This window comes from Streptomyces monomycini (assembly GCF_022271435.1).
In the GTDB taxonomy this organism is placed as follows: Bacteria; Actinomycetota; Actinomycetes; order Streptomycetales; family Streptomycetaceae; genus Streptomyces; species Streptomyces monomycini.
The window spans coordinates 36,118-62,073 of sequence record NZ_JAFIQY010000011.1 but is presented as its reverse complement, the minus strand read 5'-3'; the positions used below and the strand labels follow the sequence as shown (position 1 = coordinate 62,073).

Below are 25,956 nucleotides of genomic sequence, written 5' to 3'. Positions count from 1 at the left end.
GTTCTCGCGGGCTCTTCACCCCATCAGGTGATGGACGAGCCGGGCGGTTGTGCGAGACCGTGCCGGTAGGCGTAGTGGATCGCCTGGGCCCGGTCCCGCAGCCCGGCCTTGGCGAAGAGATTGTTGATGTGGGTCTTCACGGTCGCGTTCGAGACGTGCAGCGACCGGGCGATCTCCGGGTTGGACAGTCCCTCGGCGACCAGCCTCAGCACCTCCACCTCGCGCGCGGTCAGCCCGTCCGGGGGATCGGCCGGCGCTGTGGGGGCGGCTGTCCGCACGGGCTCCGCGAACCGCTCCAGCAGCCGCCGCTGCACCTTCGGCGACAGCCCGGCCGCGCCCGACAGCACGTCCTCGACGGCCCGGACGATCTCGTCGCCGTCCGCGTCCTTCGTCAGGTAGCCCCGGGCGCCGGCCTCCAGCGCGGGGAAGAGATGGTCGTCGTCCGCGTAGGTCGTCAGGACGACGACCTCGGTGCCCGGGTGCTCCGTCCGGATCCTCCGGGTGGCCTCGACACCGTCGCAGCGGGGCATCCGGAGGTCCATCAGGACGACGTCCGGGGCCAGTTCGGCGGTGAGCCGTACCGCCTCCTCGCCGTCCCCGGCCGAGCCCACGACCTCGATGCCCGGCAGCAGCCCCAGCAGCATCACGATGCCCTCACGCACCACCGTCTGATCGTCGGCGACCACGACGCGCGCCGTCATACCGGCACCCTCAACCGCACCACGAAACCCTCCTCGGCAGGACCGGAATCCAGCGTTCCACCGAGGAGTTCGGCGCGCTCCCGCATCCCCAGCAGACCGTACCCGGAACCGGACGAGCCGAGATCGTCGAGGGTCCCCGGCCCGGTTCCGCGGGGTCTCCTGCGCGTCCCGGAATCGCGTACCTCCAGCTCCACTTCGGCTTCCGCATAGGCGAGCCGTACGGTCACCCGCGCGCCCGGCGCGTGCTTCCGTACGTTCGTGAGCGCCTCCTGGGCCACCCTGCGCAGCGCGAGGCCGGCTTCGGGCGGCAGCTCGTGCCGCTCCCCCGTCACCTCCAGGCGGGCGTTCTCAGCGGCTGTCAGATGGCGCAGGAAGTCCTCCACCGGTGCCATCTCGCCGCGCAGCGCCGACAGTGCCTGACGCGTGCCGTCCAGGCCCTCCCTGGCCATGCCGCGCGCCGCCACGACCCGCTCCAGGATCTGCTGTCGGTCCGCCTCCAGGTCACCGCTGCGCTGGATCAGCTGCCGCGCCGCCTCCAAGTGCACGAGTTGCGCGCTCAGACTGTGCGCGAGCACGTCGTGGACTTCACGGGCGATGCGGCCGCGCTCGGCCAGCGCGGCCGTCTCGGCCTCGGCCTTACGGGCGGCCCGCTCCTGGGCCAGCAGCCGCTGCGCGTTGCCCCGTGCCTCGGAGTCCAGCCGTGAGACGTATCCGGCCAGCCCGAGCCCGATGACGGTCGCCGTGATCGACAGCCAGCTGTCCGGGCTGCGTGTGGCGTACGCGGCCAGGGACACCACCATGCACGGCACGGCCACTGCCAGCGGAAGCCGCGCCATCGAGAGGACGGCGCACGCGCCCCACACCACGGCCGCGGGCACTCTCGCGCCTTCCGTGTGGAACCAGAACGCGCCTGCCTCCAGAAGGGCCAGCAGGCCGAGCGCCGGCCACAGTCGGTGCTCCAAGGTCGTACGGAAGAATCCCCACAGGAGCAGGCCGCAGAGTGCGACCGCGGCCAGCCCCAGCACCGCTCCCGTGTCCCGGAACGCCTGGTCCGCCAGCGCGCTCCACAGCAGACCGGCCATGATCACGGCGCGGATGGCCCTGCCGATCCACACCCGTGTCCTGCTCGAAGCATCGCGGGAGAGCGCTTCCCGCGAGGGCCAGCTCGTCCAGAAATTCAGCGGCACAAACGATCCTTCCGGCACGGTGCTCCCGGGGCCGGGCCGCCGGCCCGTACGGCCGGGACGCGGGACCGTGGTCTCAGCCACCGGCAGCAACACGGTACGTCGGCCGGAGCTGCTGGGCGCGCCATGTCAGGGTGCCCGTACGGGCGAGCAGCGTGGCCGCCACGCTCAGCATCGTGGCCTGGGTGCCCAGGTGGATCCCCACCAGCACCGCGATCCCGTACAGGCCGAAACGCAGTCCCACTCCGAGGAGCCAGGCCACGGCGGTGACCGCGCGCCCGGCGGACCAGACCTGCCCGTCCGCGTCCGTCCAGATCCGCAGGGTCCAGGCCCAGGCGGCACCGGTGAGCAGGCCGAGGAGTACGCCGACGGCCAGGAGGGCGACCGACCCGTCGGGGTGCGCGTGGTCGATCAGGCCGGGTTCGCGGACCGCCAGGAAAGCGAGGACGGCGGGCAGCAGCCACCAGCGCCTGCCCTCCGACGTCAGCCGCTGCGGCTTGAACTGCCGTACGACGACGAACGCGATGACCGCGACGATGACGAGAACGTTGAGCAAGTCGCTCATGGCCTGGGCCTCCGTGGCAGGGGAACAACAACCGTCCCGACGCTACGGAGCGGGCCCCACCGGCCGGATCGGCGTGCGGGTGGGCTCCGGGTGGAAAACGCGGCGGGCGCCTGTCCACCCGTGGGTGGACAGGCGCCCGTACCGGCGCGCGCAGGCGCTTCGCGCGCCCCCGCGGCGGCCCGTCACGTGTCGATGCGCGAGAGGTCCAGCGTGGAGGCGGAGCTGGTGATGAACTCCCGGCGCGGCGCGACCTCATTGCCCATGAGCAGGTCGAAGGCCTTCTCGGCGGCCTCCAGGTCGCTGATGTTGATCCGGCGCAGGGTGCGGTGGCGGGGGTCCATGGTGGTCTCCGCGAGCTGGTCGGCGTCCATCTCGCCCAGACCCTTGTAGCGCTGGATGCTGTCCTTGTAACGGATGTTCTTGCGCTGCAGTTCCAGCAGGGTCTGGCGCAGCTCGTTGTCCGAGTACGTGTAGATGTACTTGTCCTGGCCCTTCTTGGGCTGGGTCAGCTCGACCCGGTGCAGCGGCGGCACGGCCGAGAAGACCCGCCCCTGCTCGACCATCGGACGCATGTAGCGCTGGAAGAGCGTCAGCAGCAGGCACCGGATGTGCGCGCCGTCGACATCGGCGTCCGCGAGGAAGATGACCTTGCCGTAACGGGCCGCGTCGATGTCGAAGGTGCGGCCGGAACCCGCTCCTATGACCTGGATGATCGCACCGCACTCGGCGTTCTTGAGCATGTCCGAGACCGACGACTTCTGGACATTGAGGATCTTGCCGCGGATCGGCAGCAGCGCCTGGAACTCGGAGTTGCGCGCCAGCTTGGCGGTGCCCAGCGCCGAGTCGCCCTCGACGATGAACAGCTCGCTGCGCTCGACGTCGTCGCTGCGGCAGTCGGCCAGCTTGGCGGGCAGCGAGGAGGACTCCAGAGCCGTCTTACGGCGCTGGGCCTCCTTGTGCTGCCGGGCCGCGATGCGGGTACGGGCCGCCGCGACGATCTTGTCGAGGACGGCTCGGGCCTGCTGCTTGGCGTCCCGCTTCGTGGAGGTCAGGAACGCCTTGAGCTCCTTGGCGACGACCTGCGCGACGATCCGGGAGGCGGCCGAGGTGCCCAGCACCTCCTTGGTCTGCCCCTCGAACTGCGGCTCCGCGAGCCGTACGGTGACGACCGCGGTGAGCCCCTCCATGGCGTCGTCCTTGACGACGTCGTCCTCGGCGACGCGCAGGAGCTTGGCCGACCGCAGCACCTCGTTGACGGTCTTGGCTACGGACCGCTCAAAACCGGACACGTGCGTGCCGCCCTTGGGGGTGGCGATGATGTTGACGAAGGACCGGACGGTGGCGTCGTAGCCGGTGCCCCAGCGCAGCGCGATGTCGACGCCCAGCTCCCGGGTCACCTCGGTGGGGGTCATGTGGCCACGGTCGTCCAGGACCGGCACGGTCTCCTTGAAGGTGCCCTGCCCGGTCAGCCGCAACACGTCACAGACGGCCTTGTCCTGCGCCAGGTACTCGCAGAACTCGCTGATGCCGCCGTCGTACCGGAAGGTTTCCTCCGTCGGGCCCTCGCTCTCGACGCCGCGCTCGTCCCGTACGACGAGGGTCAGGCCGGGCACCAGGAAGGCCGTCTGGCGCGCCCGCGCGTGCAGCGTCTCCAGGGAGAGCTTGGCGTCCTTGAGGAAGATCTGCCGGTCGGCCCAGTACCGCACCCGCGTGCCGGTCCGGGTCTTGGGGATGCGCTTGCCCTTGAGCAGGCCGTTGGCCGGATCGAAGGGGGCGTCGGGGCCGGACTCGGTGAAGATGCCGGGCACGCCGCGGCGGAAGCTGATCGAGTGGGTCTTGCTGTTGCGGTCCACCTCGATGTCCAGCCGGGCGGAGAGCGCGTTGACCACCGAGGCGCCGACGCCGTGCAGACCGCCGGAGGCCGCGTACGAGCCGCCGCCGAACTTGCCGCCGGCGTGCAGCTTGGTCATCACGACCTCGACGCCGCTCAGGCCGGTCTTGGGCTCCACGTCGACCGGGATGCCGCGGCCGTTGTCCCGGACCTCCACCGAGCCGTCGTCGTGGAGGACGACGTCGATACGATCGCAGTAGCCGCCCAGCGCCTCGTCGACGGAGTTGTCGATGATCTCCCAGAGGCAGTGCATCAGGCCACGGCTGTCCGTCGAGCCGATGTACATGCCAGGGCGCTTGCGGACGGCCTCCAGTCCCTCCAGGACGAGCAGATGCCGCGCGGTGTAGTTGGACCCGTCCCGGTCAGCCCCGGTCAGCACGGCGGTGGACGGCACGGACATCTCGGCGGTCACGCGGTTCGCTCCTCGCTGAATTACTGGTGGTCCGCATTCCGCGGACCCGGTCGTGGCGGTGTCGCCGGTGAGAGCGTACCGAGGCCCGGTAGAGCCGATGTGACGCCACCCGTGACGGTGTCCATGGTAGTAGACTTTCGTTCAGGTGTTCGATCCCTCGTTGGAGTGAGAGCGCAGTGCCGCGCACATCACGTTCCCTTCGAGGCATGAACCATTTAGGCTCCGGGCACGTCCTCTTGAACAACCGGCAAGCCAGCCGGGAGGACAAAAGCCCAGCAACCAACGTGAATCAGACCACCACGCAATACGGCTCATTCGCCGCCACCCGGCAACACCCGGCCCCCTTGGAAAAAAATTTTCAGGGAATAGGCACGAGCGGGAACGTTTTCGGCCTGGTTGGATGTTGACCCTGGTACGACAGCTCGTCGAGCTAGAGAAGAGGCGACGTGACTACTGTTCTGACCCCCGCGAGCCCGCTGACGGCCGCTGACCGCTGCGACCGCTGCGGCGCCCAGGCATACCTGCGCGTCGTTCTGATGTCCGGCGGCGAACTGCTCTTCTGCGCCCACCACGGCCGCAAGTTCGAGCCAGAACTCAAGAAGATCGCCGCGGAAATACAGGACGAGACGGAGCGGCTGACCGCCTCTCCCGCGTCTGCTTCCGATGAGGAGCGCTGACACATCGCATCCGACGACGAGCGAGTAGCGGCCTAGGGCCGTGCGGCGGGCGGTCCCCCGGCACCACCGGGGGACCGCCCGCACTCGTCTGCTCCCGCACTTCCGCCACCGTCGGCCGGCGCCTCTGGCAGCGCCGCGACGGCTGCACCCTCACGCGCCCCTCGTGGCACCCTCAGGCCCTGCCGCCCCGGATTCCGCCCCTCGGGCCGGGACACCCACTCCGCGGCCCTCAGCCGGCCCCGTGGGCGGTCACATGCTTGATCATCGCCGAGATGCGCGTATAGACGCCCGGCTTGCCCACCCTGCCGCAGCCCGTCCCCCAGGACACCAGTCCCGCCAGACGCCCGCGGGCGACCAGCGGCCCGCCACTGTCGCCCTGACAGGCGTCCCGGCCACCGTTCGGCGCTCCTGCGCACAGCATGGAACCGGACAGATACCTACCGTCCGCATTGCCCGGATACGCCCTGCTACATGCCGCGTTCGAGAACATCTGGACCTGTGCCGAGCGGAGCGTGGACGCGTACGAGCCGTTGCCGGTGGTGTCGCCCCAGCCGTACACGTTCGCCTTCGTACCCGCCTTGTACGCGGCGTCACCGGCCTTGGCCATCGGGAGCGCCCGGCCCTTCGGCATCTGCTTGCCGAGTGTGAGGACCGCGATGTCGCCGGCATTGCTGTAGCTGTCGTACGACGGATTCACCCAGACCCGCCGCGGCACCAGTTCCTCCCCGCCCCTGCCCCGCATGTCCTCGCGCCCCACGATGATCCGCAGGTCCTTGACCTGCTGCCACTCCACACCCAGCACCGCACGGCTCAGGCAGTGCGCCGCCGTGACCACCGTCGCGCGGCCGACCAGCACACCGCCGCAGAACTGCCCCGAGCGGTCGGAGCCGAACCGCGAGCGGGAAGCGACGGCGACCATCCACGGGTTGTCGGAGACCTTCACCTGCCGGCCCCCCACCACCGCCGCGTCCGCCTGCGCGGTGACCGGTACGGCGAGAATCAGGACGAGGGCCCCGAGGACGGCCCGGAGGTAGGCACGCATACACGCTCCTGACTGTGCGGAAGTGTTCGCACACCCAGGGTGAGACAGTTGGGCGCATCACGCACCCGGACACACCGCGGGCCCGGCCCCCACCGAGGGGGACCGGGCCCGCAATGCACTCGTACGGCCGTCCGGAACGGCCGCTTCCGGATCAGTCCAGGTAGTCGCGGAGAACCTGCGAGCGCGACGGGTGACGCAGCTTCGACATCGTCTTGGACTCGATCTGACGGATCCGCTCACGCGTGACGCCGTAGACCTTGCCGATCTCGTCCAGCGTCTTCGGCTGGCCGTCGGTGAGGCCGAAGCGCATGGAGACCACGCCCGCCTCACGCTCACTGAGCGTGTCCAGGACCGAGTGCAGCTGCTCCTGCAGCAGCGTGAAGCTGACCGCGTCGGCCGGCACGACCGCCTCGGAGTCCTCGATCAGGTCACCGAACTCGCTGTCGCCGTCCTCGCCCAGCGGGGTGTGCAGCGAGATCGGCTCACGGCCGTACTTCTGGACCTCGATGACCTTCTCGGGGGTCATGTCCAGTTCCTTGGCCAGCTCCTCCGGGGTGGGCTCGCGGCCCAGGTCCTGGAGCATCTGGCGCTGCACACGGGCCAGCTTGTTGATGACCTCGACCATGTGGACGGGGATACGGATCGTCCGGGCCTGGTCGGCCATCGCGCGGGTGATCGCCTGGCGGATCCACCACGTCGCGTACGTGGAGAACTTGTAACCCTTCGTGTAGTCGAACTTCTCGACCGCACGGATCAGACCCAGGTTGCCTTCCTGGATCAGGTCCAGGAAGAGCATGCCGCGGCCGGTGTAGCGCTTGGCCAGCGAGACCACCAGACGGAGGTTGGCCTCCAGCAGGTGGTTCTTGGCGCGGCGGCCGTCCTCGGCGATGATCTCCAGCTCGCGCTTGAGCTTCGGCGCCAGCTTGTCGGAGTTGGCCAGCTTGTCCTCGGCGAACAGGCCCGCCTCGATGCGCTTGGCGAGCTCGACCTCCTGCTCGGCGTTGAGCAGCGGGACCTTGCCGATCTGCTTGAGGTAGTCCTTGACCGGGTCGGCGGTGGCGCCGGCCGCGGCGACCTGCTGCGCGGGGGCGTCGTCCTCGTCGTCGTCGGACAGGACGAACCCGGCGTTCTCGGCACCCTCGGGCACCTCGGCCGCGGCCTCGCCGCCCTTGCCGGCGGGCGCCGCCTCCTCGATCGGCTCGTCTTCGAGGAGCTCGTCGACGTCCTTCTTGGCGGCGGACTTCTTCGCCACGGTCTTCTTGGCGGCGGTCTTCTTCGCGACCGTCTTCTTGGCGGCGGCCTTCTTGGCCACCGCCTTCTTCTCGGGCCCGCCCTCGGCCTCGCCGTACGACACGTCACCCATCGGGGCGGCCGCGGTGGTGGCCTTCTTCGCCGTGGCCGTCTTGGCCGCGACGGTCTTGGTGGCGGTGCGCTTCGCCGGACTCTTCGCTGCGACGCTCTTGCGGGTGCGCTTGGGCGCCTCTGCGGCACTGACCATCAGCGTCACACCCTCCTCGTCGAGGATCTGGTTGAGGCTGCGCAGAACGTTCTTCCACTGGGTTGGCGGAATCTGGTCAGCCTCGAAGGCCCGACGCACGTCATCGCCGGCGATCTGCCCATCAGCCTTTCCCCGCTCGATGAGCGCCATCACTGACTCGGACTCGGCGATCTCCGGCGGGAGCGTACGGGATGTGCTGGCCGACACGAACAACCTCTCGGAACGATGGAAACGGCTTCCGACCCCGTCCACGGTGGATCGGAGCCGACGACCGTCGGCGGGGATGGACCGACGGCGCAGGGGAAGCCGGGGAGTTGAACAGCGCCGAAAACGCCGCTCGCATTCCCTCCTCGGCTATCACCTCTTAAGTCATCGCGCCTCCCCGGCGAGCGTTACGCCCAATCTGCGTGGCCCGAGTCACACCGCATAACGAGACATTCCCCCCTCTACGGTGCGCAATCCTCCCAAGCAAACGCCGGGCCCGGATCACGCTCCCGGGCCCGGCGGCCTGACGTACATCGGCCCACGCTCGCCGCTCACTCGCGGCGGCGCACCGTCGCGGGCCCCGCGCCCGCGTCCGTGCGCTCCGCCGGCGTCCGCACGCCCCGTGCGCCCCCCTGCACTCTGCGCGCCTGGCGTCTGCGCCTCGCGCCCGGGTGGCCCGCACATTCTCAGCCGGTCCGCGCCGTACGGACGGGCCTCCGTCCCGTAAGGACGCGCCTCGCGTCCCGTACGGGTGCGCGCCTCTCGGCCGGGCCTTCCCGGCCGGTACGGGCCTCCGGGTGGGCGGGGATCTTCGGCGGCACCGGCTCCTCAGTGCTCGCGGGGCGGCGGCACGGTGTGATCCCCGGCACCGCCGGCGCTCTGGCCGCCGGCCTCGCCGTGGGCGGTCAGCAGGGCGCGCATCGCGGACTCGGCGCCCGCCGCGTCGCCGGCGCCGATCGCGTCGACGATCCGCATGTGCTGGCCCACGGTCTTCTCGGCGGGCCGCTCGCAGCCGCCGGACGGGCCGCCCGAGACGTGCAGGGCGGAGGAGACGATGCCGGAGAGGTGCTCCAGCATCCGGTTGCCGGCGAGCTGGAGCAGCAGGGTGTGGAACTCGGCGTCGGCGCGGCCGAAGGTCAGCGCGTCGCCCTGAGCGGCGGCGTGGCCCATGATCTCGACCATGTCGGCGAGACGCTGCTGGATGTCGTCGCGGCCGTGGCCGGCGGCGAGCCGGGCGGCGAGGGGTTCGATGGTCCAGCGCAGCTCGGACAGTTCACGACGCTGGTCGTCGCGCTGTGGGCCGTACGCCCGCCACTCAATGATGTCGGGGTCGAGCAGATTCCAGTCGCTGACCGGACGCACCCGGGTGCCCACGTTCGGGCGGGCGCTGACCAGGCCCTTGGCCTCCAGGACGCGCAGCGACTCACGGACCACGGTGCGGGAGACCTCGAAGCGCTGGCCGATCTCCTCGGGGACGAGCGGACGGTCCGCCCCGAGATCGCCGGAGACGATCATCTGGCCGAGCTGCTGGACGAGTTGGCCGTGCAGCCCGCGTCCGCGGTTGCCCGCCGCACGGCGGCCGGCCCGGGCCATGTCCGCCTCGGGCCCGTCCCAGACGGGCGGCACGCGGTCGGCCCGCTCGGCGCCCGGAGCGTGGGCGACACCGCCGGCGCCGGGCGCGCCCGCGGCGGCGTAGGAGTAGCGGTCAAGCTCGCCCGGGCCGGCGAGGCCGGTGTCGGCGGGGCGAGCCGCGGTCATCATGGTGTGCGCAAGGGTACTCACGCATCATTTGTCGGCGACGCCCCCGGACCCCTTGAGGTCTTTGGTGAAAAGCACACGAAAGGGTGATCGCCCATCATTCCCCAATTGACGCTTTATCGGAAAGAAAGGTGCTCCCCACGGGAGGCCTCGGCCATCGCCGCGCCGACGGGGCGCGAAAGCGGCCCATGACGGTCAGCGGGCCCTCCTTCGCAGGGCGGTCAGGGCATAGGCGAGGACCAGCGCAGTGAGCGACAACGCCAGTGCGCCGGCCACCGGTTGGGCCGCCAGCCGCAGCGCCGCCTCGACGGCCTGGTCGAACCCGGACGGCCATTGCACCAGAGCCGCCGAGCGCAACCGCGCGGGGAATCCCACCAGGCTCCGGGCTGCCGGAGCAGCCAACGCGTGCTGCACGAGCGGGAGAACGGTCACCGGTACGGCCAGGACCACGGCCAGCCCCGTCGCGGTGGACCGGAAGACACCGGCCGCCAGCACACCCACCCACGCACAACCGGCCAGGAGAGCCGCCCAACTGACGGCCAGCACCTTCAGGTCGCCCCCTGGCGGCAGGCCCGCGGAACCGAACAGGCCGTGTACCGCCACGCCGTCGAGCAGTAGCGTACCGATCGCGAGCAGCACCGCCGCGCCGCCGCTGACCAGCAGCTTGGCCGCGAGCAGACCGAGGCGGCGGGGCACCGTGCCCTGTTCGGGAGCGAGCGCCGGGTAGCGGAACTCCTGGCCGAAGGAGAGCGCCCCGATCAGGCCGGCCGCGAGTGCCACCGGAGGGAACGGAAGTTGACGCGGCCAACCGGTGAGCACATGCACCTGGGAATTGTCCCCGGCACGGGCCAGCACCAGCGCGAAGACCAATGCCACCGCCAGCGCCAGCACGATCACGACCGGACCGGCGGGGTCGGTCGTGGCGCGGCGGAGTTCGTAGCGCAGCGGCCATTCCGGGCCACGGCCGGACAGCCGCAGGCTGACGAGCTTCCTGGCCGCGTCTTCCGGTGATGCCGGGGCGGGACCGGGAGAGCCTGGGGGGAGGGAGGTGCGGAGGGGCTTGAGGGGCCTGAGGGGTTTGAAGGTGGAGGTGGGGCGGGCTGCTGGTGAGGCGGGGAGGGGCGAGGCGCTCGGATGAGGCAGGGCGGGCGGGGCGGACGCCAGGTCCGGGCCCGCCGGGACGGACACGGCGGGAGCGAGCCGCGGGTCGGCCGGGGTGGGGGCGGGCGACGGGAGTACGTACGCGGAGGACGTCGCGTCGTCCGGGCCGGGCGGAGGGGTGGGGGTGTAGGGCGAGGCGGGGGCTGGGGCGGGGGGAGCTACAGCGGCAGTGACGGTTGATGTGGCCGATGCCGCGTGCGTCTCGGAGCGCTTGGGAGCTGTGGGGCCGGCGGGAGCCCTGAAGGCCGCGGTAGCCTCCACAGACCCAGCGGCATCATGCGCCTCGGTGACGTCGAGAGCTGTGCCGCCCGGGGCCGCAACATCGGGACGGGCAGGGGCAGGGGGAGGGGCAGCCTGAGACGGTGCGGCAGGATGCTGCGCGGCCGAGACCTGCGCGACCGGGTTCCGCGCGGCCGCGTCCTCTGCGGCGGGATTCGCGGCCGCCGGTACGGCGCGGTTCCTCGCGCGGCCGTCGGCGCGGTGGAGCGGGGCGACGGGTCCGGTGTCCCCCACCTCGTCGGCGAGCCGGTGCACGAGGATGCCGTGCCGGAACGCCGTGTCACCCACGGCGGCGCAGCTGCTGCCGTAGACGGCGATACGGCTCCCGCTCTCCCGTACGACTTCGACCGCACGACGCGCCTGCGGATCCGCCCCCGGGCGGGCGCGCTGTGCCTCGTCGACGAGCAGTGCCGCGAGCCGGTCGGCGTGCGGGGAGCGGACGACGACGCGCGGGCGCAGCCGGGTCCGGGCGAAGTCGGTGGCAGTCTGGTCCGCGACCAGCCTGCCGTCCTCGATGGTGACCACCCGGTGGCCGAGCCGGGCGGCTGCCCGTGCGTCGCTGGAGGTGACCAGTACGGCACCGCCCTGCGCCGCATAGCCCTGCAGCAGCCCGTGCAGCCACGCCGCCTCACGCGGGGAGACGTCCCGGGAGGGCTCGTCGAGGAGGAGGGTGTGCGGGTCGCCGAGGAGAGCGGCGGCCAGGCCGAGCCTGCGGTCCATGCCCCGCGAGAAGGCTCCGAGTTTCTCGTCGGCCAGGCCGCTGAGGCCGACGACATCCAGGACGTCGTCGGCCCGGGAAGCCGGGACCCCCGCCGCGGCGCTGAGCATCCGCAGGTGCCCGCGCGCCGTACGGCCGGGGTGACCGGGTACATCGCCGAAGACCACGCCGATCTCGCGGGCCGGGTTCGGCACACGGTGCAGCGGACGGCCGCGGAAGAGCGCGACGCCGCGGCCGCTCTCCAGCTGGAGCATCAGCCGCAGTGCGGTGGTCTTTCCGGCCCCCTCGTCGCCGAGCAGGACGGTGATCCGGCCGGCGGGGGCCTCGAAGCTGAGGTCGTCGACGGCGGGGCGCCGCCCCTCGCGGGAGCCGCCGGTCAGCCCGATGGCCTGGATCATCGCGCCCCCCACGGGGAGCGGGACCTCACGGAAGCGGCGGGGAGGAGGTGGGGACTCACCTGGTCACGGTAACCCCGCCTGTCCGTTTTGTCGGTAATGCACCCCAGTTGACGCCCACGCGTGTCACGCTCCGCCGGCCAGACCGCCGCACGGCAGGCCGCCCGCTCTCACCACCACCGAACAGCCGTCACCCACCCCGCTGCTACAGCACCCCGTCCCTGGCGAGCCCCACGCGACCGCAGTCCTCGCGAACACAGATCCCCCACCGGCGCGACCCGACACCGACGCAGCCCGGCACCGGCGCGGCCCGCCGCTCAGACCTCCGGACGCAGCATCGGCGGATTGAGCAGGGTCGCACCGCCGGCTCTGAACAGCTGGGCCGGGCGGCCTCCCTGACGGGTCGTCGTTCCACCGGTGGGCACCAGGAACCCCGGCGTGCCGGTGACCTTGCGGTGGAAGTTCCGGGGGTCCAGGACTACGCCCCACACCGCTTCGTACACCCTGCGCAGCTCCCCGACGGTGAACTCCTGGGGGCAGAACGCGGTGGCGAGCGAGGAGTACTCGATCTTCGAGCGGGCCCGCTCCACCCCGTCCGCGAGGATCCGGGCATGATCGAAAGCGAGCGGCGCGGACTGCTCACCCTCGCGGCCCAGGCCACCGTCCCGGTCGAGCAGCGTGTCCACCGGGGCCCAGCGCGCACTGTGGGCGTCACCGCCCGCCGTCGGAGCCGGCAGGTCGGGTGCGAGCACCAGGTGGGCGACGCTGACCACCCGCATACGGGGGTCGCGCTTGGGGTCGCCGTACGTGGCGAGCTGTTCCAGATGCGCGCCGTAGGGCGGCGGCGGGCCCGCCGGGCAGTGGGCGTGCAGCCCGGTCTCCTCGGCCAGCTCCCGGGCGGCGGCGGCCTCCAGGTCCTCGTCGCTCCGCACGAACCCGCCCGGCAGGGCCCAGCGCCCCTGGAACGGCGGCTCGCCGCGCCGCACGGCCAGCGCGCACAGCGCGTGCCTGCGTACGGTGAGCACGACCAGGTCGACGGTAACGGCGAACGGGGGGAAGGCCGACGGGTCGTAGGGAGGCATGGCGCGATCATAGTCGTCCGCCTGACGATAATCAGGCCCTGACGCATCTCACGCCCCCAGTTGCAAGCCATTCGCGGCCTCCTCGACCAGGCCGAGGCCGAGTCTGCTGATCCGTACGGCGAACGGCTGCCCGGCGACGCTGAGCCCGGTGAACTGCATGGCACCGAGCGGCGCGCTGCCGACCGGGCGGACCGCCACGGTCCCCGCCGGGACGTCGGGGCGCACCCCGGCCAGAGCGGTCAGGGCGTGCACCGCGCCCGCCGCGGCCACGGCGGCCGGCCGGCAGGCCGCGGGGTGCGGCACGGGGGCGCCGTCACGGGTGCGCTGCTCGCCCGCGTACATCTCCGGCAGCCGGTAGGCGAAGCTCTGTGCCGCGTCGAGGAGCCCGCGGACCAGGGAGGCGGCCTCCTTCTCATGGCCCGTGGCGGCCAGGCCGGCGACGGCCACCGCCGTCTCGTGGACCCGGACGGCGCCGCTGCGGTGACCGAAGGGGTTGTAGCCGCTCTCCATCGCGCCGAGCCCCCGCAGGCCCCAGCCGGAGTCCATGGCCGGGCTTCCCAGGAGGCGGGCGAGGCGCTCCGTGCGTGCCGCGTCGAGCAGGCCTACGGCGGTGCGCCCGCCGCCGAGCAGCCCGGTGTCCAGGAGGTGGACGGCCGCGGAACCGAAGTGCGGCAGCAGCCGGCCGCCCGGCGTGCGCAGTACGGCCGGGCTGCCACCGCTGCGGCTCTCCACCCAGAACTCCTCACGGAACCGGGTCCGCAGGCCGGCCGCCCACTCCCGCAGCGCGGGCGCTCCCGGTCTGCCGCAGCCGTCGAGGAGGTCGGCGCCGAGCAGCGCGGCGCGGTGCGCGTGAGCCTGGGTCGCGCAGCGGTACGGCCCTCCGGGCGCCGGATCGGGGACGTAGCCGCTGCCTCCGCTCAGGGCTCCGTCGCCGGGTACGTTCCCGTCGCTCACCGCCGTACGCAGCCATCTCAGGCAGCCCTCCGCCGCCGGGAGCAGCTGCTCCGTCTCGCGGTCGGGCAGGCCCCAGCGGCGGGCTTCGGCGAGGACGGCGGGGAACAGCAGCGTCGCCTCGACGCCCGTACAGCTGGGTGGGGCGTACGGGCCCGCGTCCCGCAGCGCGCCCGGAATTCGGCCGGAATCCGCCCCTGCTCCGGTCAGTTGGACATGCGCGAGGGTACGCAGGGTGTTGGCCGCGAGGCGGGTGCCCAGGGGGAGCAACATGCGCGCCGCCCAGAGGGCCTCGGCCGGCGAGAGGCCACAGCGCCAGGGGACCCCGCCCGCGATGTACGTGTCCGTGAGGGCGCCCGGACCACGCATCAGCAGGCCGTGGAGATCGTCGAGCCCTGCCGCCAGCAGCGCGTCGGCCCGGGGGTCGTCGCACTGGAGCCGCGCCGCCGACCACGGGCGAGGCGGTTGCTCGCTGCCGCGTGTGGCCGGGAGCGGCGGACCCGGCCGGCCGGCGGAGGCTCCCGACGTCGCATGCTCCAGCCGGACCCGCACCTCGATGGTGTGATGGCCGCCGGGCGGCAGGTCCAGCTCCCAGCACAGCAGTCCGGCCGAGGCCATGACGTCCGTGGGCGCCGGGGTCGCGGCGATCACGGCATGAGCCCCGGCGGCGGACCAGCGCAACCCCGACCCGTGCACGCTGGCGGGCAGTTCGGGTCCGGCGACACCGACGGCGATCGCGCCGAGGTCGGCGAGATCCGTGCCCAGCCGCAGCTCCACCGGCAGCCGCACCCGGCGCGGCGCGCTGCTGTGGAACGTGATGCGTTCGACCCCGTCGGCGGACCGCAGCCGTTCCACGCGCATCTCGGGGTCCGGGCCGCGGTCGACGGCCGTACGGACCGTCCCGACGAACCTCGCGCGGTCCGACGCGATCAGCCTGCCCTGCACGATGACGGGTTCGGCGCCGCCCGCGATCAGCTGGCAGCGGGACAGGACGCGCCGCCCGGCACGGTAGAAGCCGTCCGTCCCCCGGCCGGTGAGCTGGCCCTGTTCGGAGGAGATGGCGAGCGCCGGCAGAGCCACGCAGATCAAGGTCCGGTGGACAGACTGCGGTTCCGGTGGCCGGGGCACCCCGGAACGGTGATCTCCGGGTGCCCGGCGGGCCGGCTGAGTGGTGGGGACCATGCCTGACACTCTCTGCGCTCCCTGCTGGGGTCTGGGCTCCAAACGGACTGCGCCACAGAGGTGAACGCCGGGGCCGGCGCCCAGGTCACGCCGGCGCTCGCGCGTCGGCGGGCTCACGGCCGGCTCCGGTCACCGTTGCGGACGGAGCGGCGCCCGCCCCGGCCGGTGCTCGTACGGGCGGCGGGACGGGTACTGCCGCGCGGACCGCCAGGGCGGTCGGAACCGCCGCAACGTCCACTGCCACCGGGGCGCCCCGCCCTGCCGGGGCCGTCCGGCACGGCGGGCCGCTCCGCGCCGTCACCGCGGCCGGTCCCTCCCGGCCGGGCCGCCCCCGGGGCCAGGTCGGGCGCAGCCGCGGGGCCGTCCACGAGCACCGGTACGGAGTCACGCCCGGACGCCAGTACGACACCGCTCGCCGACGCGCCATCGGCTCGTTCGTCCCGCTCTTCCCGCAGGCAGCGGCGCAGTGTCTCCGGGTCCAGCCCTTGATTGATGCCGCGGTGCAGCAGCTGCGCGAAGAGGTACTCGGGATCCAGCGTGAGCGCACGGCCCAGCGCGACACGGGCGGACGGCTGGTCCCCCGTCGCCCAGGCGACCCAGCCCGCCAGGGACAGCGGTGCCACGGCGTACTCGGCGTAGCCGCCGACGCAGCGGCGGGAGAGCGCCTGCCACAGGCGCAGCGAGGGCTCGGCGTCGGGCCCCTCCATCCACTCCGCCGCACGGTCGCGGGCCACGCGGTCCTGGAGCCCGAGGATGACACGGGCGGCTTCGGTGTCCGTCAGGAGTGCGTCGTCGCAGGCGTCCCTGGCTCGACGGCTGCCCGTGGGCACATCCTCACGGAACCGGCGGACCAGGTCGCTCGCCCGCGCCAGGGTCTCCGCCCGTACGGGCGCCGCCGCGCCCTCTTCGATCATGCGCGGGACGAGCGCCTGGGCTTCGGCGTCCAGCGCGCTGGTCTGCCCCGCCGCGCGGGGCCCGGTCCAGGCGGCCAGCCGGGACTCCAACTCGCGCAGTGACCCGCGAACTTGGATGCCCGCATAGGCAGCGGCGGCGGCCATCACCGACGTACCCGGCGGGGTCAGGGGCGTACCCACGGCGGGACAGCAACGGAAGTCGGGACAGCAGTAGGACCAGAAACGGCCGTCGGAGATGCACAGCGCGTCGAGCACCGGGACGTCCAGTGCCCCGCAGGCGACGCGCAGCAGCTGCGCGAGCGGGCGGAGACGCTCCTTCACGTCCCGGCCGCTCTCTCCCCGCGCCGGTTCCTGACAGAGGTAGACGATGATTCCTCCGGGGCGGGAGCGGCGCTCCTCTCCGAGCGACACGAGCGAGCCCGCGAGCTGCTCGGACACGTACCCCCACTGGGACCGGTCGGTCGGGATGCCGAGGCGGGCCCGGCTGCCGAACCGCCCCCGCTCGCCGTGCAGGCCGACGAGGACGATGCTGTCGTCCGGGAAGAAGCCGAGGAGGTACGGCAGCGCGTCGGCCAGCTCGGCCGGCCCGCGCAGGGTGACCCTGGCCTCCGCGGTCTCGTCGTCGTCCTCGGTGCCCTTGGCCGTGCCGGCGGTCGTGGCAGCGGTCAGGGCCGGGTGGGCGGACGAGGTCGGCCGGGACGGGGCGGCCGAGGTGGGCGGGCGTGTCGGTACGGACGGGCGGGGCTGGTCGGAACGGCCGGGTCGTTCGGGCTTCGCGAGCCGACCGGGCCGATCCTGCTGACCGGGCTGCTCGGACTGACCGGGCTGCTCGGACTGACCGGGTCCCCCGGACTGCTCGGGCTGCTCGGACTGGCTGGATGATTCGCTGTGCTGGTTCATGGCTCGAAGATCCCGCGATCCGCCGCACCGCCGCGACCCCTGTGGATAACTCGCGGGTGACGGAAGTTGTCCACAGCCTCGGGCGGCGGTTCGCGCGTTGTCAGTGGCATCGGGTTGCATGGAGCCATGAGCAACGAAGACCTGCGCGCCTCGGCCGATGCCGTCCTCTCCCGCCTCGTCGGGGACCCCGGCGGTACGGCCCGGCTGCGCGAGGACCAGTGGCGGGCGATCGAGGCGCTGGTCGCCGAGCACCGCCGCGCGCTCGTGGTGCAGCGGACGGGCTGGGGCAAGTCGGCGGTCTACTTCGTCGCGACCGCGCTGCTGCGCGAGCGCGGCAGCGGCCCGACGGTGATCGTCTCGCCGCTGCTCGCGCTGATGCGCAACCAGGTCGAGGCGGCGGCCCGGGCCGGGATCCGCGCGCGCACGATCAACTCGTCCAACACCGAGGACTGGGACACGATCCAGGCCGAGGTGGCGGCGGGCGAGGTCGATGTCCTGCTCGTGTCGCCGGAGCGTCTGAACAACCCCGACTTCCGTGACCAGGTGCTGCCCAAGCTGGCCGCCGCCACCGGCCTGCTGGTGGTCGACGAGGCGCACTGCATCTCCGACTGGGGCCATGATTTCCGGCCCGACTACCGGCGGCTGCGCACGATGCTCGCCGACCTCCCGCCCGGTGTCCCCGTGCTCGCCACCACCGCGACGGCCAACGCACGGGTCACCGCCGACGTGGCCGAGCAGCTGGGCACGGGCGAGGGGGCCGCCGAGGCGCTCGTCCTGCGGGGGCCGCTGGACCGGGAGAGCCTGAGCCTGGGCGTGCTTCCGCTGCCGGACGCCGCGCACCGGCTGGCCTGGCTGGCCGACCACCTGCACGAGCTGCCGGGCTCGGGGATCATCTACACGCTCACGGTCGCCGCGGCCGAGGAGGTCACCGCCTTCCTGCGGCAGCGCGGCCACACCGTCGCCTCGTACACGGGCAAGACCGAGAACGCGGACCGCCAGCAGGCCGAGGACGACCTGCTCGGCAACCGCGTCAAGGCGCTGGTCGCCACCTCCGCGCTGGGCATGGGCTTCGACAAGCCCGACCTCGGCTTCGTCGTGCACCTCGGTTCGCCGTCCTCCCCCATCGCCTACTACCAGCAGGTCGGTCGTGCCGGGCGCGGTGTCGAGCACGCCGAGGTGCTGCTGCTGCCCGGCCGCGAGGACGAGGCGATCTGGAAGTACTTCGCCTCGCTGGCGTTCCCTCCCGAGGAGCAGGTGCGCCGGACACTGGACGTCCTGGCGGGGTCGGACCGCCCGCTGTCGCTGCCGGCCCTGGAGCCGCTGGTGGAACTGCGCCGCTCGCGCCTGGAGACCATGCTGAAGGTGCTCGACGTGGACGGCGCGGTCCACCGGGTCAAGGGCGGCTGGACCGCGACCGGCCGCCCGTGGACGTACGACGCCGAGCGGTACGCCTGGGTGGCACGGCAGCGTGAAACCGAGCAGCAGGCCATGCGGGACTACGCCACGACCACCGGCTGCCGGATGGAGTTCCTGCGGCGGCAGCTGGACGACGAGGCCGCGGTGCCGTGCGGCCGCTGCGACAACTGCGCGGGAGCACGCTTCACCGCGGAGGTGTCCGCCGCCTCGCTGGACGCGGCACGCGGCGAGCTGGGACGGCCGGGCGTGGAGGTCGAGCCGCGGCGGATGTGGCCGACCGGGCTGCCTGCCGTCGGTGTCGATCTCAAGGGACGTATTCCGGCAGGTGAGCAGGGTGCCACCGGGCGTGCGCTGGGACGGCTCTCCGACATCGGGTGGGGCAACCGGCTGCGTCCGATGCTCACGGCGCAGGCCCCCGACGGGCCGATTCCGGACGATGTCGCGTCCGCGGTGGTGACGGTGCTCGCCGACTGGGCGAAGGGCCCCGGAGGCTGGGCCTCGGGGGCCCCGGACGCCCCGGCGCGTCCGGTGGGGGTCGTGACGCTCGACTCCCGCACCAGGCCGCAGCTGGTCCGTTCCCTGGGAGAGCGCATCGCCGCCGTCGGACGGATGCCGTTCCTGGGGACGGTGGCGTACGGGGAGCACGGACCGGACACCCGGATTCCGCGCAGCAACAGCGCGCAGCGGCTGCGCGCGCTGCACGGGTCGTTGAGTGTCCCGCCGGAGTTGGCGCAGGCCCTGGCGTCGGCGGACGGTCCGGTGCTGTTGGTGGACGACTACGCGGACACCGGCTGGACCTTGGCCGTGGCCGCCCGGCTGCTGCGTCAGGCGGGAGCCGCCGGAGTGTTTCCGCTGGTCCTTGCCGTACAGGGGTGAGGTGAAGGGGGTGATCGGGCGTCAGGGGCCCGTGCGGCGGGCATGAAAGGAGCAGACGCGGCGCCCGATTCCGGCCCTGGGCGCGACGAGTTCATTGCCGCATGTCTGTACGAACGTAAGAATTGGACCTGCTTCCCCGTACCCGCCGTCCGCGGCCCGGTACGGCGGTCCGGAGCCGTGCCCGCACGGCCCGCCGCCGCCCGGTGTGCGGACGCGCAGACGAAGGGAGGACCGTGACCTTCGGCTTCGCCCAGCCCCCGGATGTTTCCCTGCCCACGTCCGCCGATTCCGCCGCCCGGCTGAGCCGCATGCTGGAGCCGTCCGAGTGGGCGTCGGCCGGTATTCCCCTGCTGCGCAATCCGCGTGAGGTCGTCGTTGGTCTGCACGACCGGCACCTGCCGGTCCTCTCGACGGCCGTCGTGGCGGTGCTCGGGCCCGAGGAACGTGTCGTCGCCAGCGCGTCGTTCGTTCAGCGCGCCACAGCCCCGGACGGCTGGGAGTTCCGCAACGCGCTCCTGACCCAGCTGCGTCGGGTGGTACCGCACGACCTGCGCTTACGGGCACCGGTCCGGACGGCCGTCTTGCTCTACTGCCGGGAGGGCGACCCGCGTTGGACGGAGGCGGACGGTGCCTGGATGTGGGGACTGCGCGATGCGTGCACTTTGCACGGGCTTCGCTGCGGCGCGTACATCACGCTGACCCGCGGCGGCTGGCAAGTGCTGGGCGAAGGGCGCGGCGGCCGGCGGCCGCGCTCCGTCACACACCCCGCCCACCTTCGCGATACGGGGCAACAGCAGTACCCCGTACCGGAATCGCACGGTCCGGGCGAGCGGCGAACGGCATCGGAACGGGTCCCGCCGGATGATACGGGGCACGCCGAGAGCGCCGCGCTGCCGGAAGCGCCCGGGCGCACCGGCGGAACACGGCGGTCCGGACCACCATCGCCCGGTTCACCGGAACGAGGCGCTCCGGTGGAGCGGTCCCGTTCCGCGGAACGGACGCACGTGACAGGCCCGCAGCCGTACGCCGCAGAACCGCGGCCCCCTTCGGAACCGCCGCACAACGACGGACGGCGCACACCACGGCGCGGCGCGGCCGGCGCACTGGAGGCGCGACGGCGCGCCGCGGCCCGCTGACGTCCGCGCCTCCGGCACGAGATGCCCGGACGGCCCGTGGCCGCCGGGCTACCCCCTGATTGCGCCGGTCAGGCGTTCACGCCCAGGAGGGCGTTGATCCGCTCCGGGTCACCGCAGACGACCAGGAGCGCACCGGCCCGGGTCATCGCGGCGGGCAGAGCCTGGGCGACGGTCTGCTCGGCGCCACCGTTGACCGCGACGACCACGACGGGCCGTCCGGTCGCACGCTCGGCGGCGGCGTCCGCGTAGAACACGTCGTCCGCGGCATCCTGCTGCGCCCAGTAGGCCGCTTCGCCGAAGGACAGTTCGTGCGCGGCCCACGGGTGCATCTCACCGGTGGTGAGCACCAGGATGTCGCTCGGCGCGCGTCCGGAGTCCAGCAGCAGATCGACGGCCTCTTCGGCGGCGTCGAGCGCGCCGTTCTGCGGGGCCGGGATCAGCTGGATCTGCGCTCCGGAAGCGGCGCCGGCGGCACCGGCGGTCGCAGTGGGCTGCTGGGGGCCCGGGCGCTGCGCCGGAGGAGCGCCGGCCGGCCCGCGGGACGGCGTGGCGGGTCCGGGCTTGCCGGGGCGGGCGCTGGCCGCGGGGGCACCGCGCGGAGGCGCGGGGCGGGGACCGGGACCAGGAACAGGACGGGGGGTCGACGCGGTGCGGCCGGCGGCCGGAGTTGCGCGGGGACCCGGGACACTCTCGTGAATCTGAGGCTCCTCGGGGATGAGAGGCATAAAAGGATGTCTATCAAACGTAGGTGCGGAACACGTCATCGGGTACCGAATTGATGCCCGCACCGCTCAGAAGTCGAAGCCGAGTTGGCCACCGGCCTCCAGAGCGGCTGCTTCGGGGGTGCTGCGCACCTTCTTCAGGTGACGCCAGCGGGGCAGGGCGTCCATGTAGGACCACGACACCCGGTGGTGGGCCGTGGGGCCGTACTCCTCCAGCGCCGTACGGTGCGCCGGCGACGGGTAGCCGGCGTTGTCCGCGAAGGCGAAGTCGGCGTGTACGCCCACCAGTTCACCCATCATCGTGTCGCGACGGACCTTGGCCAGCACGGAGGCCGCGGCCACCGCGATGCAGGACTGGTCACCCTTGATGACCGTCCGGACCTTCCAGGGGCCGCCGAGGTAGTCGTGCTTGCCGTCGAGGATGACCGCGTCCGGACGGACCGGCAGCGCCTCCAGGGCGCGTACGGCCGCGAGCCGGAGTGCCGCGGTCATGCCCAGCTCGTCGATCTCCTCCGGGGAGGCGTGCCCCAGGGCGTGCGCCGTGACCCAGCCGTCGAGCACTTCCGCGAGTTCGTTGCGTCGCTTGGGTGTCAGCAGCTTGGAATCGGTGAGTCCGTCCGGTGGGCGGCGCAGTCCGGTGACGGCTGCGCAGACGCTGACCGGGCCGGCCCAGGCGCCGCGTCCGACTTCGTCCACCCCAGCGATGATCTTGGCGCCCGTGGTGGCGCGAAGCGATCGCTCGACGGTGTGGGTTGGGGGCTCGTACGGCATGGCGCCAGCAAGCGTACGCCTAATCGTGGCGGCCGTGCGCACCGGGTGCCGCCTGACCGTCCCACTGCCGTCGCCGATCACCCTTGGCACCCCGCGCGGAACGGGGACGCAGGGGCTGACCAGCGGCTTTGCGATCAGGCGCTTCCGGGAGGCGGCACCTCAGGCGCACCGGCGCCCCCTCCCGGCGAGGGGAGATCAACTACGCGCCCGACGGGCATCCTTGATCTCCGGCCGCGGCTTGGCCTGGCCTCCTGCGCCGGGCCCGGCCGGAGAGCCACGGCCCGGCCGACGCCCGGGCCTCCCCCGCTAAAGGCTCCGCCGGACAGCCAGAGATCAGCCCGAGAGCTTCGGCATCCAGCTCGGGAGTGGTTCCGTGCGGTCCATCCAGTCCTGGGGCGGGGCAGCACCGCCGGCCGCGACGATCCCGCCCACGATGGCGCAGGTCGTGTCCACGTCTCCGCCCGCCTGCGCGGTGGCCCAGAGCGCCTGCTCGAAGTCGCCGAGGTGACGCGCGGCGGCCCACAGCGTGAACGGGACGGTGTCGTGGGCGCTGGTCCGACGCCCACAGCCCAGCACCGCGGCGACCGTGCCGGCGTTGCCGTAGTCGAGCATGTCCCGGGCCCGCCGCAGACCGGCCTGTACGGCACTGCGCGGGATCAGCGCCAGGACGTCGTCCAGAAGCGCCTCGGGGGCCGGGGCGCCGCCGGGGGCGGCGGCCAGCGCGGCCGCGGCGGCCACCGCCATCGCACCGACCACCGCCTCCCGGTGCTGGTGAGTGGTGTACGCGGAGATCTCGGCCTGGTGCGTCGCCTGCTCGGGGTCGTCCGCGTACCAGGCGCCGAGCGGGGCGATGCGCATGGCCGCGCCGTTGCCCCAGGAGCCCTGGCCGTTGAAGAGCGCCGAGGCCAGCTCGCGCCAGTCGCCGCCCTCCCGGACCAGTCGGAGCATGCGGTTCACGGCCGGGCCGTAGCCGCGGTCGAAGTCGTGGTGGTCGGCGAAGGACCGGGCGAGGGCGTCCTGGTCGATGCGGCCGTGGTCCGCGAGCACGGCGACGACCGAACAGGCCATCTCCGTGTCGTCGGTCCACTGCCACGGCGACGGCGGCAGCTCACGGCGTTTGAGGTTGGGGTAGTTGGCGGGAACGAAGAACTGGGAGCCGAGGGCATCGCCCAGGGAAAGTCCGCGCAGGCTGTCGAGGGCCCGCTCGAAGCGGTCTGCGTCACGGTGGTCGGCGCTCATCGGTGTGCACTCTAACCGGTGGTGCCGTACGACTCCGGTTCACACCAGCGTTCGAACGGCCGGTCCAGCGTGTACCGGCCGTGCGGGCCGAGCAGCAGTGAGCGCCATTCCGCGTTGCCCGGGTTGGACAGGCACTCGAACTCCGCCACGGACCAGTGGAACCACCGCATGCAGAAGAGCCGCATGGTCAGCCCATGGGTGACGATCAGGACGTTGGGCGGGTGGTCCGGTTGCTCGAAGCTGCGCCACAGGCTCTCCAGGAACGCGCCCACACGGTCGTACACATCGGCACCGGACTCCCCCTGCGCGAAGCGGTAGAAGAAGTGACCGTAGGCGTCGCGATAGACCTTCTGCAGGCGTACGTCCTCGCGGTCCTGCCAGTTCCCCCAGTCCTGCTCGCGCAGCCGCGGCTCCTCCCGGACCCGGACCCGGTCCATGTCGAGCCCGAGCGCCTGGAAGGTCTGGTGCGTACGGCGGTACGGCGACACGTACGCGGAGATCCCCTCGTCGCCGAACATCGCACGCAGCGAACCGCCGGCCTCCTCGGCCTGCCGCAGCCCGTCCTTCGTCAGGCTCAGCGCGTGGTCGGGCTCCCGCTCGTAGACCGTGTCGTCGGTGTTCCCCTCCGATTCTCCGTGGCGGATGAGGACGATGCGTCGGGGCCGTGCCATGCCGCCACCCTAAAACGGTTGCTCTGTACATGCCTCATGCCCCGGTACCCCGTTGCCGCCGGGGCAGGCACACCGTCACCGTCCGTTTCCCCTGGTCGGCCTTCGGTCACCGATCGGTGCACACCGCCCTCCCGGCCCGTATCTCACACCGGCGGCCGCCGAACCGGCGGCCGAGCAGCCGGTCGTGCGAGACGACGACCAGCGCACCGGGCCAGACGGCGAGCGCCGCTTCCAGTTCCTCCACCAGGCCGAGTGCCAGATGGTTGGTCGGCTCGTCCAGGAGCAGGAGATCGGCGGGGCGGGCCAGCAGGCGCGCCAGGGCCAGCCGACGCCGCTGTCCTGTCGAGAGGGACCCCACCGGCACCTGCAGATCGCCCTTCCGGAACAGGCCGGACGACAGCAGAAGTTCGGCCAGCTCTTCCGGATCACCGGACAGGCCGCGGCCGAAGGCCGACAGCAACCGCTCCCGCGGCCGGGAGACCGGTATTTCCTGCGCCAGATAGCCGATACGACCCCGTCGCGCGACAGTGCCCGCATCCGGCTCCCGCACCCCCGCGAGCACCCGCAGCAGTGTGCTCTTCCCCGCGCCGTTGGCTCCGTGGACGAGCAGCCGCTCCCCTGCGGCGACGGTCAGCGCGTCCACCGACAGCCTGTCCCCCACCCGTACGCCGTCCAGCTCCACCAGCGCGCCCTCGGCGTCCCCGGTCGCCGGGCCGGCGCGGAAACGGAGGGGCTCGGGCGGCTCGGGCACCGGAGCCGCGTGCAGCCGGCGGAGCCGCTCCTGGACGTTGCGCACCCGTCCGGCCACCGACGCCTGGACCCGCCCGCCGGCCCGGTCGTACGCCATCTTGTTGTTGTCCTTGATCACCCGTCCCTGGGCGACGTCACGCGCGGTGCCCGCCGCGAACTCCGCCAGCCGCGCCGTCTCGGCGCACCACTGCTCGTACTCCTGCTCCCAGCGGCGGCGGGCCGCGGCCTTGGCGGCGGTGAAGGTGCCGTACCCGCCGCCGTACCGGACGACGGTCCGGCGATCCGCGTCGACCTCGACGATCGTGCCCGCCACGCGTTGCAGGAAGAGACGGTCGTGCGAGACCGCGAGGACCGTGCCACGGTGGGCCGTCAGCGCGCCTTCCAGCCAGTCCAGCGCCTCCGCGTCGAGGTGGTTGGTCGGCTCGTCGAGCAGCATCACCTCGGGTGACGCGGCGATCAGACAGGCGATGCCCAGCCTGGCCTGCTCGCCGCCGGAGAGGCTGCCGAACGGCCGGTCCCGCTCCAGGTGCCCCACCCCGAGGCCGTGGAGCGCCTTGTCGACACGCGCGTCGGCCTCATAACCACCGCGCAGTTCGAAGATTCCCAGCAGCCGGCCGTACTCCTCCATGTCCTCCGGTCTCCCGGCACCCAGGCGCGCCTCCAGCGCGCGCAGTCGGCTTTCCATGTCACGGAACTCCGCCAGGGCCGCGTCCACCGCCTGACCGACCGTGCAGTCGGACGGCAGGTCGGGGACCTGACCGAGGTACCCCGTGCCGCCGTCGGCGGTCAGGACGACGCGACCGTCGTCCGGTCGTTCGAGACCCGCCACGATCCGCAGCAGGGTCGACTTGCCCGCACCGTTCTCCCCCACGATGCCGACCCGGTCGCCGGGGCGCACCGAGAGGGAGACGCCGTTCAGCAGAAGCCGGTCGCCGTAGGACTTGGTCACCTCGTGAAGCGAGATCTGCGTGGTCATGCGGGCCCCCCGACTCGTAGGTGCGACACCGCACCACGAACTCAAACGCTACGCTTGTAGCATTACGTCGATGATGGCACGGTCGCCGCACTAATACAACAGGA

18 protein-coding genes and 1 pseudogene are annotated in these 25,956 nt (G+C 72.6%); 3 read left to right on the top strand and 16 right to left on the bottom strand.

All coding sequences use genetic code 11. From position 1 onward, the window contains the following. Positions 1-23 precede the first annotated feature (23 nt). The 4 genes from JXZ78_RS15645 to JXZ78_RS15630 all read right to left on the bottom strand — a co-directional run bounded on the left by JXZ78_RS15645 (position 24) and on the right by JXZ78_RS15630 (position 4,753). The gene (locus tag JXZ78_RS15645) at positions 24-701 is read right to left on the bottom strand and encodes a response regulator transcription factor (protein ID WP_030021196.1); all 678 of its coding nucleotides are present in this window, start codon (positions 699-701) and stop codon (positions 24-26) included. Beyond that, positions 698-1,888, bottom strand: coding sequence for a sensor histidine kinase (locus JXZ78_RS15640; protein ID WP_030021195.1), 1,191 nt, complete (start codon positions 1,886-1,888; stop codon positions 698-700). The genes JXZ78_RS15645 and JXZ78_RS15640 overlap by 4 nt, the downstream gene beginning before the upstream one ends. Positions 1,889-1,961: 73 nt before the next feature. Beyond that, positions 1,962-2,450: a hypothetical protein gene (locus tag JXZ78_RS15635; protein WP_030021194.1), complete on the bottom strand. Its 489-nt coding sequence runs from the start codon at positions 2,448-2,450 to the stop codon at positions 1,962-1,964. Positions 2,451-2,632: 182 nt separating this feature from the next. Further along, the gene (locus JXZ78_RS15630) at positions 2,633-4,753 is read right to left on the bottom strand and encodes a DNA gyrase/topoisomerase IV subunit B (protein WP_030021193.1); all 2,121 of its coding nucleotides are present in this window, start codon (positions 4,751-4,753) and stop codon (positions 2,633-2,635) included. Positions 4,754-5,199: 446 nt separating this feature from the next. Here JXZ78_RS15630 and JXZ78_RS15625 point away from each other — a divergent pair, with 446 nt between their 5' ends. After that, positions 5,200-5,430 (top strand): DUF7455 domain-containing protein, encoded by a 231-nt coding sequence (locus JXZ78_RS15625; RefSeq protein WP_003981845.1) that lies wholly within the window; start codon positions 5,200-5,202, stop codon positions 5,428-5,430. Between the two features lie 229 nt (positions 5,431-5,659). Here the strand turns inward: JXZ78_RS15625 and JXZ78_RS15620 are convergent, their stop codons facing one another. The 7 genes from JXZ78_RS15620 to JXZ78_RS15590 form a co-directional block, all read right to left on the bottom strand. After that, the gene (locus JXZ78_RS15620; RefSeq protein ID WP_030021192.1) at positions 5,660-6,472 is read right to left on the bottom strand and encodes a S1 family peptidase; all 813 of its coding nucleotides are present in this window, start codon (positions 6,470-6,472) and stop codon (positions 5,660-5,662) included. 151 nt (positions 6,473-6,623) lie between these two features. Further along, positions 6,624-8,183: an RNA polymerase sigma factor gene (locus JXZ78_RS15615; RefSeq protein WP_275127819.1), complete on the bottom strand. Its 1,560-nt coding sequence runs from the start codon at positions 8,181-8,183 to the stop codon at positions 6,624-6,626. Positions 8,184-8,783: 600 nt separating this feature from the next. Continuing rightward, entirely contained in the window at positions 8,784-9,716 is a 933-nt protein-coding gene (locus JXZ78_RS15610) for a FadR/GntR family transcriptional regulator (protein ID WP_030021190.1), read from the bottom strand. A gap of 192 nt (positions 9,717-9,908) precedes the next feature. Continuing rightward, positions 9,909-12,269 carry an ABC transporter ATP-binding protein gene (locus JXZ78_RS15605; protein ID WP_238783134.1) on the bottom strand — a complete coding sequence of 787 codons (2,361 nt, stop codon included), beginning with the start codon at positions 12,267-12,269 and terminating at the stop codon, positions 9,909-9,911. Between the two features lie 314 nt (positions 12,270-12,583). Then, positions 12,584-13,348, bottom strand: a complete 765-nt coding sequence (locus JXZ78_RS15600) for an NUDIX hydrolase (RefSeq protein WP_030020380.1) — start codon at positions 13,346-13,348, stop codon at positions 12,584-12,586. Between the two features lie 48 nt (positions 13,349-13,396). After that, positions 13,397-15,379: a glycogen debranching N-terminal domain-containing protein gene (locus JXZ78_RS15595; protein WP_030020379.1), complete on the bottom strand. Its 1,983-nt coding sequence runs from the start codon at positions 15,377-15,379 to the stop codon at positions 13,397-13,399. A gap of 215 nt (positions 15,380-15,594) precedes the next feature. Next, the gene (locus JXZ78_RS15590) at positions 15,595-17,295 is read right to left on the bottom strand and encodes a DUF4192 domain-containing protein (protein ID WP_030020378.1); all 1,701 of its coding nucleotides are present in this window, start codon (positions 17,293-17,295) and stop codon (positions 15,595-15,597) included. A 126-nt stretch (positions 17,296-17,421) separates the two neighbouring features. Between JXZ78_RS15590 and JXZ78_RS15585 the strand changes: the two genes are divergently transcribed. After that, positions 17,422-19,587: a RecQ family ATP-dependent DNA helicase gene (locus tag JXZ78_RS15585; RefSeq protein ID WP_030020377.1), complete on the top strand. Its 2,166-nt coding sequence runs from the start codon at positions 17,422-17,424 to the stop codon at positions 19,585-19,587. A gap of 233 nt (positions 19,588-19,820) precedes the next feature. Then, positions 19,821-20,340 (top strand): annotated as a pseudogene (locus JXZ78_RS15580) (hypothetical protein); the annotation flags it as partial. A 451-nt stretch (positions 20,341-20,791) separates the two neighbouring features. Here JXZ78_RS15580 and JXZ78_RS15575 read toward each other — a convergent pair. The 5 genes from JXZ78_RS15575 to abc-f all read right to left on the bottom strand — a co-directional run bounded on the left by JXZ78_RS15575 (position 20,792) and on the right by abc-f (position 25,852). Next, entirely contained in the window at positions 20,792-21,448 is a 657-nt protein-coding gene (locus JXZ78_RS15575) for a hypothetical protein (protein WP_030020375.1), read from the bottom strand. 66 nt (positions 21,449-21,514) lie between these two features. Continuing rightward, a complete protein-coding gene (gene rnhB, locus JXZ78_RS15570) occupies positions 21,515-22,216 on the bottom strand; it encodes a ribonuclease HII (RefSeq protein WP_030020374.1) in 702 nt (233 codons plus the stop codon). A gap of 333 nt (positions 22,217-22,549) precedes the next feature. Then, a complete protein-coding gene (locus tag JXZ78_RS15565) occupies positions 22,550-23,455 on the bottom strand; it encodes an ADP-ribosylglycohydrolase family protein (protein WP_030020373.1) in 906 nt (301 codons plus the stop codon). Between the two features lie 11 nt (positions 23,456-23,466). After that, on the bottom strand, positions 23,467-24,126 hold the full coding sequence (locus tag JXZ78_RS15560; RefSeq protein WP_030020372.1) for a histidine phosphatase family protein: 660 nt from the start codon (positions 24,124-24,126) through the stop codon (positions 23,467-23,469). Between the two features lie 106 nt (positions 24,127-24,232). Continuing rightward, positions 24,233-25,852, bottom strand: a complete 1,620-nt coding sequence (gene abc-f, locus JXZ78_RS15555) for a ribosomal protection-like ABC-F family protein (protein WP_030020371.1) — start codon at positions 25,850-25,852, stop codon at positions 24,233-24,235. Between the last annotated feature and the right edge of the window lie 104 nt (positions 25,853-25,956).